Below are 16,066 nucleotides of genomic sequence, written 5' to 3'. Positions count from 1 at the left end.
CGCCAGGGGCGTCAGCGTCCCGCGGGATCGAGGCCCAGCGACATACCTGCCAGCCCGCGCTTACGGGCCGACAGCGAGTCGGCGATCTTGCGCAGTTCCTTGCCCGCGGGCGAGTCCGGCGCCGACAACACCAGCGGTACCCCGGCATCGCCCGCGTCCACCAGCGCCTTGTCGATCGGAACCTGGCCGAGCAACGGCACCTCGGCACCGACCGAGCGGGTGAGCGAATCGGCGACCAATCGTCCGCCGCCCTCGCCGAACAGCTGCATGATCGAGCCGTCGGGCATCAGGAGGCCCGACATGTTCTCCACGACGCCCGCGATGCGCTGACGGGTCTGCAGCGCGATCGCGCCCGCCCGTTCGGCGACTTCGGCCGCGGCCAGCTGCGGTGTCGTCACCACGAGGATCTCCGCACCGGGGATCAGCTGGGCCACCGAGATCGCGACGTCGCCCGTTCCCGGCGGGAGATCGAGCAGCAGCACATCCAGATCGCCCCAGTACACGTCGGCGAGGAACTGCTGCAGCGCCCGGTGCAGCATCGGGCCGCGCCAGACCACGGGCGTGTTGCCCTGCGTGAACATCGCGATCGAGATGACCTTCACGTCGTGCGCGGTGGGCGGGAGGATCATCGAGTCGACCTGGGTGGGCCGGTCGGTGGTGCCCATCATGCGGGGCACCGAGTGGCCGTAGATGTCGGCGTCCAGAACACCGACCGTGAGGCCACGCGCGGCCATCGCTGCGGCGAGGTTGACCGTGACGCTCGATTTGCCTACCCCACCCTTGCCTGAGGCGACCGCGTACACGCGGGTCAGCGAGTTGGGCTGGGCGAACGGGATCACCGGCTCGCGCGAATCGCCCCTGAGCATCTTGCGCAGTTCGGCCCGCTGCTCGTCGTTCATCACGTCGAGAGTGACTTTGACCGCGCCGGTCCCGGGTACGTCGGCGACGGCGGCGGAAACCAGCTCGGCGATCTCGTTCTTCTTCGGGCAGGCCGCGGTGGTCAGGTAGATCTCGACGTGGACACCGTGATCGGGCTCGATCGAGATGTTCTTGACCATGCCTAGTTCGGTGATCGGCCGCCGCAGTTCGGGGTCGATCACCTTGGCCAGCGCGGAGCGGACCGCGGTTTGCAGCTCAGTGGCAGATTCGGACATCACCGCCGAGTCTACGGCTGCTGACGGGCGTCGATTCGTCAGGCCGGACCGGGCGCGGGACCCGGAGCGGGTCCGAGCGCCGGGCCCGGTGCCGGCGCCATCGGCACGATGGGCGGCGCTGCGGGTGTCTGCGGCGCCGCCGGTGCGGCGGGCGGCGGTGGGAGACCGGGCAACAGCGGCCCCGGCGCGGCGGGCGGCGGGGGAGGAGCCTGCTCACCGAGACAGAACACGACGCACGTCGGTTGTCGGGGTGGCTGCTCCCACGGCGGAATCCACCGCGGGGGCTCCGCGGGCGTCGGTGTCGGGGCGGCCTGCGCGGGCCCGGGCAACGGACCGAGGACCTGGCCAGGCGCGAATCCGGGCACGTTCGTCGATGGCACGCGGCTCGCGGTCTCGTTGTTGCTGAGCAACGGGATCAGTGCGAGCGGGTCGCCCGCGGGCAGGCCCAAGGCGTTTGCAGGCAGACCCGGTCCAAGGCCTTCGGGATCGTCCAGGTGCGAATCGCCGATCGGCGGGATCGAACCCGTGATCGGCGGCAGGTCGACGGGTACGACCCCGGTGGCGTAGGCAGCCGCCCAGCCCAGCACGTTGCGGGCATATGCCACGGAGTTGTTGTAGCGCAGGATGGCCGCCATCACCTGGGACTGATCGCGGAGGTTGAGCCCGCCGCTGCACAGGTAGCGGGCAGCGGCCAGCGACGCGTCGAAGACGTTCTGCACGTCGGCCTTGCCGTCGCCGTCACCGTCGGACGCGTACCGCGCCCAGGTGCCCGGCAGGAACTGCATCGGTCCCATCGCGCGCGCATAGACCACCCGGCCCGCCTGCGCGCTCTGCACGATGATCTCGTTGCCCGGCAGGGTGCCGTCGAGTGCCGGTCCGTAGATGGGCCGGACCGCCGTGCCACGGGCGTCGGTGGCACCGCCGTTGGCGTGCATGGATTCGATACGGCCGATGCCTGCCAGCAGGTTCCAGCTGACGCCGCAGCCGGGGTAGGCCGCGCTCATCATCCGTTCGGCGTTGCGATAGGCGTTCAGCGCCATCCCCGGAATGCCAAGGGCGCCAGGCGTATTCACGACGAAGGCAGGCGGGGGAGCCGATGCCGTCGAGGCGGCGATGCGGAACATCGTCGGCGCTTTGGCGGCCGCAACCACCGCCGGCCCGGCGCGGTCGACCTGCGGTTCGACCGCGGCGAGCGGCGTGACCGAGGTGTTCGTCGAGGCGGGGTGGGGCGCGGCACCGACCGCGCCGGCGAGGATGAGCGGGGTGAGCGCCGCGACGCCGACGACACCGCGTGCGCTGGGAGCGGTGAAGACACCGCTGACGCGAGGCATGGAGCCAAGACCGCCGAAGCGTGGCTCGGGAAGGAAGCCGCCGAGCGGAGTGACGGCGGACGCGCCCATGAGTCGGCCCGCACGGCGTCGAGCGGCCAGAAAGCCCGCTCCTCCCCCTACGCGCACTTGACCGTCCTTAGCTCCGCTCCGACCGCTATGCATCCCACAAACATGTTGTGAACCAAGTCACCATACCTAGTGCACGTTCGCTTGTTGCGACAATGGTCGACCCAGCCTTCAGCTACTGCGTTTCGACCGCCGCTCGGCGCCGTCGGGTTTGCCTGACTTGCCGCGCTCGCCGTCGACGGGCGGTTGCTGCAGCGCGCCGATCATCTCGCGCAGCTCGTCCAATTCCCGGCGAAGGTAGTCGCGGGTCGCGACCTCGCCGATCGCCAACCGAAGCGACGCCAGTTCGCGGGCCAGGAACTCGGTATCGGCTTTGGTCTGCTCGGCCCGGCGCCGATCTTCTTCGAGCGACACGCGGTCGCGGTTCTCCTGGCGGTTCTGGGCCAGCAGGATCAGCGGGGCGGCGTAGGCCGCCTGGGTCGAGAAGGCCAAGTTGAGCAGGATGAACGGGTACGGGTCCCACTGCAGGCTGACCGCGAACAGGTTCAGCGCGATCCAGACGATCACCACGATGGTTTGGATCGCGAGGTAGCGGCCGGTGCCGAGGAACCGGGCGATGGACTCGCTGAACCGGCCGACGGCCTCGACGTCGACGTGCAGGCCGAGGCCACGGGTAGCGCGCGGGGTGTCCAGCCGCTGGCGCGCGGACGATTCGCTCATGCGCCGGCCACCGGAAGATCGGGCTCGTCACGTTCGCGCCAGTCGTCGGGCAGCAGGTGGTCGAGCACGTCGTCGACCGACACCGCGCCCACCAGATGGCTCTCCGCATCCACCACCGGACCGCACACCAGGTTGTAGGCGGCGAAGTAACGCGTCACCGCGGCGAGCGAATCCTGGGGGCTCAGCGTCGGCAGGTCGATGTCGACGATGCCGCTCACCAGCGTGGCCGGAGGTTCGCGCAGCAGTCGCTGCAGGTGGACGCAGCCCAGATAGTGGCCCGTCGGTGTGGCGGTCGGCGGTCGCGCGACGAACGCGAGCGACGCCAGCGCGGGCGTGAGGTCGGGATCGCGCACCCGCGCCAGAGCTTCGGCGACCGTCGTGTCGGGGGCCAGCACCACCGGCTCCGAGGTCATCAGACCGCCCGCGGTGTCGGGCGAGTGGCTCAGCAGGCGGCGCACATCCTCGGAGTCCTCGGGATCCATGCGGCCCAGCAGCACCTCGGCGTCGGCGGGCGTCATGGTGCCCAGCAGGTCGGCGGCGTCGTCGGGATCCATCGCCTCCAGCACATCCGCCGCGCGTTCGGTGTTCAGCTGCTGCAACACCTCGGCCTGCTCGTCCTCGGGAAGCTCCTGCAGCACGTCGGCGAGCCGCTCGTCGTCGAATGCGCGGAACAGCTCGTAACGACGCTTGGCGGGCAGTTCGCGCAGCGCCTCGGCCACCTCGACCGGGCGTTGGCCTTCGAACTGCTCGAGCAGCGACGCCACGCCCTGGTCGGGCATCGCCAGACCCGATGGCGTCAGGCCGTGCACGTTCTGCCAGTCGATGACGTGGATGTTGCTGCGCCGGCCCAGCCTGCGCTGTGGGCGCACCGCGACGCGCGTGACCATCCAGTCCCTGGTCCGGGTTTGTTCGATGCCCAGATCGACCACCACGACGTCGATTCCGGACAGCTCAGGCAGATCGGGGTCGACGACCTTGACCCGCGTCTCCAGCACCTGGCCCAGTACCAGCACCTCGCCTGGCCGCTGCGCGAAACGGCGTAGCGACACGCTGCCGGTCGCCAGTGTCACCGAGCCCGGCTCGATTGCCGTCACTCGCAGGATCGGTACGAAAATCCTTCTCCTGGTGAGCAATTCGACAACCAGCCCGAGCACTCGGGGCTGCTGCCGAACGATGCTGATGCTGATCACCACATCGCGGACGCGGCCGATGGATTCGCCGTCGGGGCCCAGCACCACCAACCCCGCAAGCCGGGCTGCGTACACCCTGTTCACCGCCGCCATGAGTCAAAGGGTAGAGACTGTGGTCGTGGACAACACGTATCGGCCCCGCAGAACCTGCCTCTCGGTTCCCGGCAGTAGCGCCAAGATGATCGATAAGGCGAAAACCCTGCCGGCAGACGAGGTGTTCCTCGACCTCGAAGATGCCGTCGCTCCGGACGCCAAGGCGCAGGCCCGCACCCAGGTGGCCGTCGCGCTGGCTGACGACGGCTGGGCGGGTCAATTGCGCGGCGTGCGTGTCAACGACTGGACCACGCCATGGACTTACGCCGACGTTATCGAGGTCGTCTCGACCGCCGGTGCGGCGCTGGATCTGATCGTGCTGCCCAAGGTGACCGACGTGGCACACGTGCACGCACTGGATCTGCTGCTGAGCCAACTGGAGACCACGCACGGATTGCCGGTCGGCCGGATCGGTATCGAAGCTCAGATCGAGAATGCGCAGGGTTTGACCAACGTCGACGCGATCGCCGCGGGGCCGCGCGTGCAGGCGCTCGTGCTCGGGCCGGCCGACATGATGGCCAGCCTCAACATGCGGACCCTGGTGGTAGGTGAGCAGCCCGACGGCTATGACGTCGGAGACGCGCACCATCACGTGTTGATGCGCATCCTCATCGCCGCGCGTACCCACGGCATCAACGCGATCGACGGGCCGTACCTGAAGGTGCGCGACACCGACGCGTTCCGGCGCGTCGCGGGACGGTCCGCGGCACTGGGCTACGACGGCAAATGGGTGCTGCATCCCGACCAGATCGAGGCGGGCAACGAGATCTTCAGCCCGCGCCAGGACGACTACGACCATGCCGAGCTGATCCTCGACGCCTACGAATGGCATACCTCGCAGGCCGGGGGTGCGCGGGGCGCGGTGATGCTCGGCGACGAGATGATCGACGAAGCCAGCCGCAAGATGGCGCTCGTGATCGCGGGCAAGGGGCGGGCGGCCGGGATGTCGCGGCAGGCTGAGCCGTTCCGCCCGCCCAGTTAGTCCCGCGTCAGGTGCTGCCGGTCGCGGCCAGGACGAGCAGGACCAGCACGTACAGCACCGTGCCCGCGGTGATGATCCCGCCGATGATGGCGCCGGCCAAGGCAAGTCCGTATCCGTCTTGACCGGTGCGGCGCGTTTCGCGCATGGCCATGAAGCCCAGGATCAGCCCCACCACGGCGGGTAGACAGCAGATCAGCCCGGCGACCGAGCACGCCAGCGAGGCGATGGCCATGCCGTTGGTGCCCATCGGCCGATGCTGGCCGTACGGGTCATACGGGTCGGTCTGGTATGGATAGCCCTGATATCCGGGATTCGGGGGATAGCCGGGCGGCGGGAAGCCGGCACCTGGCTGCGGATAACCCGGCGGCGCAGGCGGCGGGAATGCCGGCGGGGGTAACCCCGCGCCGGACGGATAGTCCAGTGGGGCAAGCGGATCCGGCGCAGACGGTGAGCCGTACGGCGGCGGTCCTGCGGGCGGTTGTGGTGCCCAGCCCGGGGGCTGCGGGGGATAGTCGTTCGGGTAATTCACCGGAGGGTACGCGGGCCCCGCGTCGTAGAACGGTTGCGTTTCGCCAGCTTGCGGCCGATCCTGGGACTGCTCGATCGGAGGTGCTTCGTAACCGCTCGACGACGGCTCCGACGGCCCGGTGCTGGGCTCGGATGGTGACGTTTCGCCCGCGTTGCCGCCCGGGTTTGTCATGCTGTTCAACCTAGCGCACGGACTGTGGGCTGCAGGTCACGTAACGGTGGCACCAAATCCGGGAACGGATCGTTGCTGTAGGTAGAGAAGTCGCGCAGAACCGGCGGCACAGAGGAGAGTGAAGATCGATGACGAGCCCATTCCAGCCCGGACAGTCGCCGGGCAATGCGTCCGGCAGTCCGATGCGCGGTGCGTTGCCGACCCCGCCAAAGGGGTGGCCGATCGGCTCGTACCCCACGTACGCCGAAGCTCAGCGCGCTGTCGACTACCTGTCCGATCACCAGTTCCCGGTTCAGCAGGTGACGATCGTCGGCGTGGACCTCATGCAGGTCGAGCGGGTCACCGGAAAGCTGAGCTGGCCGAAGGTGCTGGGCGGCGGCGTGCTCTCCGGTGCCTGGTTGGGCCTGTTCATTGGCTTGATCCTCGGGTTTTTCAGCCCCAATCCGTGGAGTGCGCTGCTCACCGGCCTGGTCGCAGGCGTTTTCTTCGGTCTGATCACCTCGGCGATCCCGTACGCGATGGCTCGCGGCACAAGAGATTTCAGTTCGACCATGCAGCTCGTTGCGGGCCGCTATGACGTTCTGTGCGATCCGCAGAGCGCTGAACAGGGCCGGGATCTGCTGGCGCGCTTGACGATCTGATCCGCTCCCGGCGGCCGCGCCGGGCGTGCTGGCAAAGCGCCGCAGATCACGATTGCGACGCGCAGTGCCGAAAGTGTTGCATATCACGCGTATCTGGCTCTACGGTTTGCGCGCGGGAGGTTGCCCGCCCGGAGTCGCTTCGACGGCGACATCGGAAGTGGACGGGAGGCGGAGCGGTGCGCGCTCGGCGGCTGTGTGCTGCGGCAGTGGCCGCGCTGACGACAGCATCGGTGGTTTCGGCCTGCGGTTCGCAGACCGGCGGCATCGTCATCAACTACTACACGCCGGCCAACGAGTCGGCCACCTTCACCGCCGTGGCCAAGCGCTGCAACGAGCAGCTCGGCGGGCGGTTCCGGATCGAGCAGCGCAACCTGCCCAAGGGCGCCGACGATCAACGGCTGCAGCTGGCTCGCCGGCTCACCGGCAACGACAAGTCGCTCGACGTCATGGCGCTGGACGTGGTGTGGACGGCGGAGTTCGCCGAAGCCGGCTGGGCGCTGCCGTTGTCCGACGATCCGGCAGGCCTGGCTGAAGCCGACGCGATGGAGAACACGCTGCCCGGGCCGTTGGAGACGGCCCGCTGGCAGGACAAGCTGTACGCCGCCCCGATCACGACGAACACCCAATTGCTCTGGTACCGGGCCGATCTCATGCCCGAGCCGCCCAAAACGTGGGACGACATGGTGGCCACGGCGACCCGTCTGCACGCCGCGGGCGAGCCGAGCTGGATCGCCGTACAGGGCAAGCAGTACGAGGGCCTCGTGGTGTGGTTCAACACGCTGCTGGAAAGCGCCGGCGGCCAGGTGCTGTCCGACGACGGGCAGCGGGTCACGCTCACCGACACCGAAGAACACCGCGCCGCGACCGTCAAGGCCCTGCAGATCATCAAGTCGGTCGCGACCGCGCCGGGAGCCGACCCCTCGGTGACCCAGACCGACGAGACCACGGCCCGGCTCGCGCTCGAGCAGGGCAACGCCGCGCTCGAGGTGAACTGGCCGTACGTGTTGCCCTCGCTGCTGGAAAACGCCGTCAAGGGCGGCGTGTCGTTCCTGCCGCTCAACAACGACCCCGCCCTCGAGGGCAGCATCAACGACGTCGGCACGTTCGCGCCGAGTGACGAGCAGTTCCGGATCGCGTTCGAGGCCAGCAAGAAGGTGTTCGGTTTCGCGCGGTATCCGGGTGTGCAACCGGGTGAGCCGGCCAGGGTGACGCTCGGCGGTCTGAATCTGGCGGTGGCCAAGACCAGCCAGCACAAGGCCGAGGCGTTCGAGGCGATACGGTGCCTGCGCAATGTCGAGAATCAGCGCTACACCTCGATCGAGGGCGGCCTGCCCGCGGTGCGGGAATCGCTGTACGACGATCCGGCCTTCCAGATGAAGTATCCGCAGTACGACATCATCCGCCAGCAGCTCACCGACGCTGCCGTGCGCCCGGCGACGCCGGTGTACCAGGCGGTGTCGACGCGGATGTCGGCGACGCTGGCGCCGATCTCCGACATCGACCCGGAGAAGACCGCCGACGAACTGGCCGACGCGGTGCAGAAGGCGATCGACGGGAAGGGCCTGATCCCGTGACCACAACGGAGAACCGCAGATCCGAGCGCAGGCTCGCCTTCGCCCTCATCGCGCCCGCCGTCCTTCTCATGCTCGCGGTGACCGCGTATCCGATCGGTTACGCCGTGTGGCTGAGCCTGCAGCGTTACAACCTCGCCGAACCCGACGACACCGCATTCGTCGGGTTCGCCAACTATCAGACCGTGCTCACCGACCGGTACTGGTGGACCGCGTTCGTCGTCACCCTCGCGATCACCGTCATCTCGGTTGCCATCGAGTTCGTCCTCGGTATGGCGCTCGCACTGGTCATGCACCGCACGATCTTCGGCAAGGGTGTGGTGCGCACCGCCGTGCTGATCCCGTACGGCATCGTGACGGTAGCCGCGTCCTACAGCTGGTACTACGCCTGGACGCCAGGCACCGGCTATCTCGCCAACCTGCTGCCCACCGGCAGTGCGCCGTTGACCGAACAACTTCCGTCACTGGCGATCGTGATCCTGGCCGAGGTGTGGAAGACCACCCCGTTCATGGCGCTGCTGTTGCTGGCCGGGCTCGCACTGGTGCCGCAAGACCTGCTCAACGCGGCCCAGGTCGACGGCGCGGGTGCGTGGAAGCGTCTGGTGAAAGTCATTCTGCCGCTGATAAAACCGGCCATCCTGGTGGCGCTGTTGTTCCGCACCCTCGATGCGTTCCGCATCTTCGACAACATCTACGTGTTGACCGGCGGGGCCAACAACACCGGTTCGGTGTCGATCCTCGGCTACGACAACCTGTTCAAGGCGTTCAACGTCGGCCTTGGTTCGGCGATCAGTGTGCTGATCTTCTTGTCGGTGGCCGTCATCGCGTTCATCTACATCAAGATCTTCGGGGCCGCTGCGCCGGGAGCTGAGCAGGAGGGCCGCTGAGAATGGCAGGTGCAACGGGCGCCCGGCGCGCCACGTGGTGGACGATCGTCAACATCCTCGTGGTCGTCTACGCGCTGGTTCCGGTGCTGTGGATCCTGAGCCTGTCGCTCAAACCGACGTCAAGTGTCAAGGACGGCAAGCTGATTCCGGCCGAGTTCACCCTCGACAACTACCGCGCCATCTTCCAAGGCGACGCGTTCAGTTCGGCGTTGATCAACTCGATCGGCATCGGCCTGATCACCACGTTCATCGCGGTGGTCATCGGTGGCATGGCCGCCTACGCCGTCGCCCGGCTCGATTTCCCCGGCAAGCAGCTGCTGATCGGTATCGCGCTGCTGATCGCGATGTTCCCGCACATCTCGCTCGTTACACCGATCTTCAACATCGAACGCGCCCTTGGCCTGTTCGACACGTGGGCCGGCCTGATCATTCCGTACATCACCTTCGCGCTGCCGCTGGCGATCTACACGCTGTCGGCGTTCTTCCGGGAAATCCCATGGGATCTGGAGAAGGCCGCGAAGATGGACGGCGCCACCCCGGCGCAGGCTTTCCGCAAGGTGATCGCACCGCTGGCCGCGCCGGGCATCGTCACCGCGGCCATCCTGGTGTTCATCTTCGCGTGGAACGACCTGCTGCTGGCGTTGTCGCTGACGGCGACACAGCGCGCGATCACCGCGCCGGTGGCGATCGCGAACTTCACGGGCAGTTCTCAATTCGAGGAGCCGACGGGTTCGATCGCGGCAGGCGCGATGGTCATCACCATCCCGATCATCATCTTTGTTCTCATCTTCCAGCGACGGATCGTCGCTGGCCTGACATCCGGTGCGGTAAAGGGGTAGGCGATGGCCGAAATCGTGTTGGACAGGGTGACCAAGAGTTACCCCGACGGCGCAGGCGGTGTCAGGGCGGCCGTCAAAGAGTTCTCGATGACGATCGCCGACGGCGAGTTCATCATCCTCGTCGGTCCGTCCGGGTGCGGAAAATCCACGACGCTGAACATGATTGCGGGCCTCGAGGACATCACGTCGGGGGAGTTGCGCATCGGCGGCGAACTGGTCAACGACAAGGCGCCCAAAGACCGTGACATCGCCATGGTCTTCCAGTCGTATGCGCTCTACCCGCACATGACCGTGCGCCAGAACATCGCATTCCCGCTCACGCTCGCCAAACTGAAGAAGGACGAGATCGCGGCCAAGGTCGAAGAGACGGCCAAGATCCTCGATCTGACCGAACTTCTCGACCGCAAGCCGGCCCAGTTGTCCGGCGGGCAGCGCCAACGCGTGGCGATGGGCCGCGCAATCGTGCGGAGCCCCAAGGCATTCCTGATGGATGAGCCGCTGTCGAACCTCGACGCCAAGCTGCGGGTACAGATGCGCGCCGAGATCGCCCGGCTGCAGAGCCGGCTGGGCACCACGACCGTCTACGTCACGCACGACCAGACCGAGGCGATGACGCTGGGCGATCGGGTGGTGGTCCTGCTGGCCGGTGAGGTACAACAGATCGGCACACCCGACGAGCTGTACAGCAACCCGGCCAACCTGTTCGTGGCCGGCTTCATCGGGTCCCCGGCGATGAACTTCTTCCCGGCGACGTTCACCGATGTCGGCGTGCGGTTGCCGTTCGGCGAGGTCACTCTCACACAGCAGGTGCACGACCGGCTGGCCCGTCACCCCAAGCCCGACAACATCATCGTCGGGATCCGGCCCGAACACCTCGAGGATTCGTCGCTGCTCGACGGGTATGCCCGGATCCGGGCGCTGACCTTCACGGTTCGGGCCGACATCGTGGAATCCCTCGGCGCCGACAAGTACGTGCACTTCACCACCGAGGGCGCGGGTGCGCAGGCTGCGCAGCTGGCCGAGTTGGCCGCCGATTCGGGTGTCGGGGTCAATGAATTCGTCGCACGGGTGTCGTCGGAATCGCGCGTGACGGCGGGCCAGCAGATCGAGTTGGCGTTCGACACGTCCAAACTGGTGATATTCGACGCCGATACGGGGCTGAACCTCACCAGAGCAGCCGAGGCGGATCACGAGCCCGAGCCGGCACCACCCGCTGAGCCGGCTGAGCCGACCGGCGAAACCGAACCGGCCGACGAGCCCGAGGAACCGACGAAAGAGTGATCGACGTCCTGGCTGCCGTTCGGGCCCGGCTGGACGCGCATTTCAGCGCGGCAGGGATCACGGCCGAGCCCGTCAGCGCCAGCGTCACGTTTCTGGGCACCGAACGCGTCGACGTGCTGCGATATGGTCCGGACCTGCGCAGCGATCTCGTTGAGGTGTATCACTATGTGACGCTGGGCTGTTCGCGCCATCCGATGTTCGACCCGACGGAGCTGGTGTCCGATCCCATCCACGGTCCGCGGGCCGAGGTCGTAGTGTCGCTGCGCGGGCCCACCCCCACCGGTCTGGCCCGGTCGCTGGCTGTGCTCGCCGCGGCACCGGCTGTCGAGGGCCTGATCCTCGACGCCGATGCGCTCGTCGACCTCGAGACGCCGTTGTTCGACTCGGCGCCGTTCACCGCATTCTTGTTGGGAGCCAGCGATATCGAGGATGTGGTGCTGCCCGATCCGCTGTCGCCGGTGCGCGTGTTCTCGGCCACCCCGATCACGCCGACCGAAGCCGCGTGGGTGCGGCTCAAGGGGGCCGACGCGATGCGTGAGGCGTGGCAGACCGACGGCGTGGACGTGCAGGATCCGGGCCGTAGAGCCGCCAACCCCAGCTGAACGGTCAGAGCCAGTTGTTGTGCCGGAACGTGCGGTACAACAGGAAACACACCGTGGCCATCACGACCAGAACCATGGGATATCCCCAGGTCCAATGCAATTCGGGCATGTTGTCGAAGTTCATGCCGTAGATGCCTGCCATCGCGGTCGGCACCGCGGCGATCGCTACCCACGCCGAGATCTTGCGCATGTCCACGTTCTGCTGCATGGCGACCTTGCCGAGTGCGGCCTGGACAAGCGAACTGAGCATCTCGTCGTAACTAGTGATGCGCTCGGATGCCTGCACGTTGTGGTCGTGGACATCTCGCATGTACCGGCGCACCTCGACCGAGATGAGGTCGTTGTGGTCGGTGAGCAGCCGGGCCAGCGCCAGGGTCAACGGGCCGACGGCGCGGCGCATCTCGACGACTTCGCGTTTGAGCAAGTAGATGCACTCGATGTTCGTCTGCGTGCGCGGGGAGAAGATGTCCTCTTCCATCGCGTCGATGTCGGTTTCCATCAGATCGGTGACGTCGAGGTAGCTGTCCACGACGTGATCGGCGATCGCGTGCATCACCGCGAACGGACCGAGCTTGAGGATCGCCGGTGAGGCGTCGAGGCGTTTGCGCACCCCGGCCAGGCCGCCGTGTTCCCCATGACGGACCGTGACCACGAAGTCCGGCCCGACGAAGACCATGATCTCGCCGGTCTCGACGATCTCGCGGGCATTGGCCACCGACTCGTGCTCGACATAGTTGACGGTCTTGAGCACGAGGAACAGGGTCTTGTCGTAGCGCTCCAATTTCGGCCGCTGATGCGCATGCACCGCGTCTTCCACGGCGAGTTCGTGCAGGCCGAACACGTCGGCGACCGACTGCATCTGGAACTGGTCGGGCTCATGCAGACCGATCCAGACGAACGCCTTCTTGTCGTCGCCCTGCAGTTCACGCACTTTCTCCACCGCGCCGGCGTGCGTGAACTTGCCGGGCAGGCGCCGACCGTCGCAGTAAACACCGCAGTCGACCATTGCCCGGGCGACCGGGACGTGGATGTTCGTGGCGTTGGCCGGGGAGGTCCGTTCGCGCGCGCCGGGGCGCAGCAACGACGGTGGCAGTGCACGGAATGACGGCATCCGAGCCTCCCTTCACTGCGGTGTAATCGGTTGCTCGATACCTGCAAAATGCTACGCGGTTCGGGTGAAACGCACCGTGGCGAAACCGGCCGGTTGACAATCGTGCCCACCGAGTCTCTAATGATCGCGGCACTGACTCCATGTGCTGTTGAGTCGACACAGGAAGCGAGGTGAGCGGCATATGCCCGGCGACAGTACCGGCGCAGAGTCCCGAGCTGCCCTCGTGGATGGGCTCTGGTCAACCCTGCGCTGACACCGGTCTCGACGATCGGCTCGGTAGCCCGCTGTGTGAACGCGTCTGCCTGACGACGCGTTAATTGTTTCGCCACAACGAATTTCGTGCGTCCCCGCCTCGGTCGGGGCGCTTGATGGTGTGCGCCTGCTTTGGATATTCGATTCTGCTTGGCGCACAAAATGATTGGAGAACCAACATGATCACCAAGTTTGCGTCCCGCGATGGGCACCGGCGCCGGCCGCCGAACCTGGAGCGGCAGGTCATCTGGTTCACGGTGGGCTTGTACCTGCTGATCTGCGCAGGGCTGCTGGTGCTGCACTATGCCCATCCGCAGCACGAGGTCGGATCGTCCTCGGTGTCCCCGGCTCATCAGTCCTACGGGCACTGACTCGAACCCGATATTCAGACGACTTCCTGGAGGGATCATGACGACTTCTCTGACTGTTGACCGCTTCGGCTCAAATGTGCTGGGGCGGCACTGGATTGCGCTTGCTGCGGCGGACGAAGCGAAAGCCGCCGAGTTGCGCGCACAGATCGGCGTCGACTTCTCGGTCGCCGCCGCCAAAGGCCGGGTCTGGGAAACCGACAACTTCATCTACCTACCGGTGGTGGTGAACTTCAAGCGCGGAGAGAACATCGAGCGGGATGCGATCATGTTCGCCCTCGGCTCGGAATATGTGGTCACGTTGCAGCCCGGCGAGCACTTCGGGCCCTTCGACAAGGCGATCGCCAAGATGCGGCGCCAACCCGAGCTGGCCGAGTCCTCCTACGGAGTGATGTACGCGCTGCTGTGGGCTCTCAATGAAGCCTCCGAACGGGTCATCGAGTACGCGAGTGATGCGCTTGAGGCGATGAATGGCGAGATCGATATGGCCACCGCGGGGTATGACGCCAAGGGACGCGAGATCGGGGTCGGTGACATGCGCGGCGTGTTGTCACGCATGAACGGAGCCGAGGAGATCGTCTCGCGAACCCAGGAATCTCAGTTGCTGCTCGCCCGCGCGGCCCGGCATTTGATGGCGGAGACGCCGAAGGACGCGACGAGCCCAGCCGGGCTGATCGGCATTCTGTTGGCCGACATCGATGGGGTGAAGGAACATGCCGGTTTTGAACACGACAAGGTCCGTTACCTCCAGCAGTCGGTGATGACGTGGCTCGACGTCAAGCAGAACCAGATCGTGAAGGTGTTCACCATCATCACCGCCGTATTTCTGCCGCCGACGCTGATCGCGACGTTCTACGGAATGAACTTCACGTGGATGCCGGAACTGGAATGGCAGCACGGTTTCCTCGTGACAACCCTGTTCACCTTGGTGGCGGCCGTGATCCCCTTGGCCTACATCAAGCAGAAGGGCTGGCTGCGCTGATTTGCCGGGGTCATGTCGAGGGCGTAAAGCACCGCTCACCAACGGGGAACCCGCCCCTGTGAGATCTGGCCTTGAAGTACCCTGACGCCGTGTCGGAATCCACAGTCGCTTCCTCGCGTGAGCGCGAGTCAGAGGTGCGTACCCCGCAAGTAGTCGTCGAAGACTCCGAGATCTTCGCTGCTCACGAAGGCGGAAAACTCTCGGTCGAATTGAAGTCGCCGCTGGACACCCAGCGGGCATTGTCGATCGCCTACACGCCCGGGGTCGCCCAGGTGAGCCGGGCCATCGCCACTGACCACACCCTGGCCGCCAAGTACACGTGGGCCAACCGCCTGGTGGCAGTGGTCAGCGACGGCAGTGCGGTGCTCGGCCTCGGCGACATCGGCGCGGCCGCGTCGCTGCCCGTCATGGAGGGCAAGAGCGCGCTGTTCAAGACGTTCGGCGGGCTGGACTCGATCCCGATCGTGCTCGACACCAAGGACCCCGACGAGATCGTCGAGACCCTGATTCGGCTGCGCCCGACGTTCGGCGCAGTGAACCTCGAGGACATCTCGGCACCGCGCTGCTTCGAGATCGAGCGCCGCGTGATCGAGGCGCTGGACTGCCCCGTCATGCATGACGACCAGCACGGCACCGCGATCGTCGTGCTCGCCGCGCTGCTCGGCGCCACCAAGGTGCTCAAGCGCGACATGCACGAGTTGCGCGTCGTGGTCTCCGGGGCCGGTGCGGCGGGTGTCGCGTGCACCAACATCTTGCTTGCGAAGGGCATCACCGACATCACGGTGCTGGATTCGCAGGGCATCGTCTCCACGGGCCGCGAGGGCCTGAATCCGTTCAAGGCCGAGCTCGCAGGGCGGACCAACCCGCGCGGGCTGACCGGCGGCATGGCCGAGGCGCTCAAGGATGCCGACGTGTTCCTCGGAGTGTCGGCAGGTCTGGTGCCCGAGGAGCTCATCGCGACCATGGCTCCCAACTGCATCGTCTTCGCGCTGTCGAACCCCGATCCCGAGATCCACCCGGATGCGGCCCGCAAGTACGCCTCCGTCGTCGCGACCGGACGAAGCGACTTCCCGAACCAGATCAACAACGTGCTGGCGTTCCCCGGCGTGTTCCGCGGTGCGCTCGACGCGGGTGCGCGGCGCATCACGGAGAAGATGAAAGTGGCTGCCGCCGAGGCGATCTTCTCGGTCGTCGGCGACGATCTTGCCGTCGATCACATCGTGCCGAGCGCGCTCGATCCCCGGGTCGGCCCGGCCGTCGCCGCTGCGGTCGCGGCGGCGTCCGAAGCCTGAGCCG

Annotated in this window: 16 protein-coding genes; 10 read left to right on the top strand and 6 right to left on the bottom strand. The window is 66.7% G+C overall.

Annotation, left to right across the window (positions count from 1 at the left end; translation table 11 throughout):
* Positions 1-11 precede the first annotated feature (11 nt).
* The 4 genes from ACRCUN_RS16950 to ACRCUN_RS16935 all read right to left on the bottom strand — a co-directional run bounded on the left by ACRCUN_RS16950 (position 12) and on the right by ACRCUN_RS16935 (position 4,554).
* Complete coding sequence (locus tag ACRCUN_RS16950; RefSeq protein ID WP_462142780.1) at positions 12-1,154, bottom strand: Mrp/NBP35 family ATP-binding protein; 1,143 nt, start codon at positions 1,152-1,154, stop codon at positions 12-14.
* Between the two features lie 38 nt (positions 1,155-1,192).
* Positions 1,193-2,485, bottom strand: a complete 1,293-nt coding sequence (locus ACRCUN_RS16945; protein WP_462142918.1) for a lytic transglycosylase domain-containing protein — start codon at positions 2,483-2,485, stop codon at positions 1,193-1,195.
* A gap of 237 nt (positions 2,486-2,722) precedes the next feature.
* Positions 2,723-3,271 carry a DUF1003 domain-containing protein gene (locus ACRCUN_RS16940; protein WP_462142779.1) on the bottom strand — a complete coding sequence of 183 codons (549 nt, stop codon included), beginning with the start codon at positions 3,269-3,271 and terminating at the stop codon, positions 2,723-2,725.
* Positions 3,268-4,554 (bottom strand): magnesium transporter MgtE N-terminal domain-containing protein, encoded by a 1,287-nt coding sequence (locus ACRCUN_RS16935; protein WP_462142778.1) that lies wholly within the window; start codon positions 4,552-4,554, stop codon positions 3,268-3,270. Before ACRCUN_RS16935 ends, ACRCUN_RS16940 begins: the two co-directional genes overlap by 4 nt.
* 25 nt (positions 4,555-4,579) lie before the next feature.
* On the opposite strand from ACRCUN_RS16935, the gene ACRCUN_RS16930 reads away from it, so the two are divergent.
* The gene (locus ACRCUN_RS16930; protein ID WP_462142777.1) at positions 4,580-5,536 is read left to right on the top strand and encodes an HpcH/HpaI aldolase/citrate lyase family protein; all 957 of its coding nucleotides are present in this window, start codon (positions 4,580-4,582) and stop codon (positions 5,534-5,536) included.
* 7 nt (positions 5,537-5,543) lie between these two features.
* Here ACRCUN_RS16930 and ACRCUN_RS16925 read toward each other — a convergent pair whose 3' ends face one another.
* Positions 5,544-6,236, bottom strand: coding sequence for a DUF4190 domain-containing protein (locus ACRCUN_RS16925; protein WP_462142776.1), 693 nt, complete (start codon positions 6,234-6,236; stop codon positions 5,544-5,546).
* Positions 6,237-6,364: 128 nt separating this feature from the next.
* Between ACRCUN_RS16925 and ACRCUN_RS16920 the strand changes: the two genes are divergently transcribed.
* From ACRCUN_RS16920 to ACRCUN_RS16895, 6 genes are all read left to right on the top strand, one after another.
* The gene (locus ACRCUN_RS16920) at positions 6,365-6,877 is read left to right on the top strand and encodes a YflT domain-containing protein (protein ID WP_462142775.1); all 513 of its coding nucleotides are present in this window, start codon (positions 6,365-6,367) and stop codon (positions 6,875-6,877) included.
* Positions 6,878-7,053: 176 nt separating this feature from the next.
* Positions 7,054-8,451 (top strand): ABC transporter substrate-binding protein, encoded by a 1,398-nt coding sequence (locus ACRCUN_RS16915; protein ID WP_462142774.1) that lies wholly within the window; start codon positions 7,054-7,056, stop codon positions 8,449-8,451.
* Complete coding sequence (locus ACRCUN_RS16910) at positions 8,448-9,335, top strand: carbohydrate ABC transporter permease (RefSeq protein WP_462142773.1); 888 nt, start codon at positions 8,448-8,450, stop codon at positions 9,333-9,335. The genes ACRCUN_RS16915 and ACRCUN_RS16910 overlap by 4 nt, the downstream gene beginning before the upstream one ends.
* A gap of 2 nt (positions 9,336-9,337) precedes the next feature.
* Positions 9,338-10,174, top strand: a complete 837-nt coding sequence (locus ACRCUN_RS16905; protein ID WP_462142772.1) for a carbohydrate ABC transporter permease — start codon at positions 9,338-9,340, stop codon at positions 10,172-10,174.
* Positions 10,175-10,177: 3 nt separating this feature from the next.
* The gene (locus tag ACRCUN_RS16900) at positions 10,178-11,455 is read left to right on the top strand and encodes an ABC transporter ATP-binding protein (protein ID WP_462142771.1); all 1,278 of its coding nucleotides are present in this window, start codon (positions 10,178-10,180) and stop codon (positions 11,453-11,455) included.
* Positions 11,452-12,057: a suppressor of fused domain protein gene (locus ACRCUN_RS16895; protein WP_462142770.1), complete on the top strand. Its 606-nt coding sequence runs from the start codon at positions 11,452-11,454 to the stop codon at positions 12,055-12,057. Before ACRCUN_RS16900 ends, ACRCUN_RS16895 begins: the two co-directional genes overlap by 4 nt.
* A gap of 4 nt (positions 12,058-12,061) precedes the next feature.
* Here ACRCUN_RS16895 and corA read toward each other — a convergent pair whose 3' ends face one another.
* A complete protein-coding gene (gene corA / locus ACRCUN_RS16890) occupies positions 12,062-13,168 on the bottom strand; it encodes a magnesium/cobalt transporter CorA (RefSeq protein WP_462142769.1) in 1,107 nt (368 codons plus the stop codon).
* A gap of 431 nt (positions 13,169-13,599) precedes the next feature.
* Here corA and ACRCUN_RS16885 point away from each other — a divergent pair, with 431 nt between their 5' ends.
* The 3 genes from ACRCUN_RS16885 (at position 13,600) to ACRCUN_RS16875 (ending at position 16,062) form a co-directional block, all read left to right on the top strand.
* Positions 13,600-13,791: a hypothetical protein gene (locus ACRCUN_RS16885; protein ID WP_462142768.1), complete on the top strand. Its 192-nt coding sequence runs from the start codon at positions 13,600-13,602 to the stop codon at positions 13,789-13,791.
* 37 nt (positions 13,792-13,828) lie between these two features.
* Entirely contained in the window at positions 13,829-14,770 is a 942-nt protein-coding gene (locus ACRCUN_RS16880) for a CorA family divalent cation transporter (RefSeq protein ID WP_462142767.1), read from the top strand.
* 89 nt (positions 14,771-14,859) lie between these two features.
* Positions 14,860-16,062: an NAD(P)-dependent malic enzyme gene (locus ACRCUN_RS16875; protein ID WP_462142766.1), complete on the top strand. Its 1,203-nt coding sequence runs from the start codon at positions 14,860-14,862 to the stop codon at positions 16,060-16,062.
* Positions 16,063-16,066: the final 4 nt, after the last annotated feature.

This window comes from Mycobacterium venezuelense (genome assembly GCF_054919535.1).
This window is presented reverse-complemented; position numbering and strand designations above follow the sequence as displayed.

What these genes read in the sequence shown, in the direction of transcription:
- ACRCUN_RS16925 (WP_462142776.1), bottom strand. Translation starts at nt 6,236, where the DNA reads ATGACAAACCCGGGCGGCAACGCGGGCGAAACGTCACCATCCGAGCCC.
- ACRCUN_RS16905 (WP_462142772.1), top strand. Translation starts at nt 9,338, where the DNA reads ATGGCAGGTGCAACGGGCGCCCGGCGCGCCACGTGGTGGACGATCGTC.
- ACRCUN_RS16885 (WP_462142768.1), top strand. Translation starts at nt 13,600, where the DNA reads ATGATCACCAAGTTTGCGTCCCGCGATGGGCACCGGCGCCGGCCGCCG.
- ACRCUN_RS16950 (WP_462142780.1), bottom strand. Translation starts at nt 1,154, where the DNA reads ATGTCCGAATCTGCCACTGAGCTGCAAACCGCGGTCCGCTCCGCGCTG.
- ACRCUN_RS16900 (WP_462142771.1), top strand. Translation starts at nt 10,178, where the DNA reads ATGGCCGAAATCGTGTTGGACAGGGTGACCAAGAGTTACCCCGACGGC.
- ACRCUN_RS16940 (WP_462142779.1), bottom strand. Translation starts at nt 3,271, where the DNA reads ATGAGCGAATCGTCCGCGCGCCAGCGGCTGGACACCCCGCGCGCTACC.
- ACRCUN_RS16935 (WP_462142778.1), bottom strand. Translation starts at nt 4,554, where the DNA reads ATGGCGGCGGTGAACAGGGTGTACGCAGCCCGGCTTGCGGGGTTGGTG.
- corA (WP_462142769.1), bottom strand. Translation starts at nt 13,168, where the DNA reads ATGCCGTCATTCCGTGCACTGCCACCGTCGTTGCTGCGCCCCGGCGCG.
- ACRCUN_RS16880 (WP_462142767.1), top strand. Translation starts at nt 13,829, where the DNA reads ATGACGACTTCTCTGACTGTTGACCGCTTCGGCTCAAATGTGCTGGGG.
- ACRCUN_RS16920 (WP_462142775.1), top strand. Translation starts at nt 6,365, where the DNA reads ATGACGAGCCCATTCCAGCCCGGACAGTCGCCGGGCAATGCGTCCGGC.
- ACRCUN_RS16945 (WP_462142918.1), bottom strand. Translation starts at nt 2,485, where the DNA reads ATGCCTCGCGTCAGCGGTGTCTTCACCGCTCCCAGCGCACGCGGTGTC.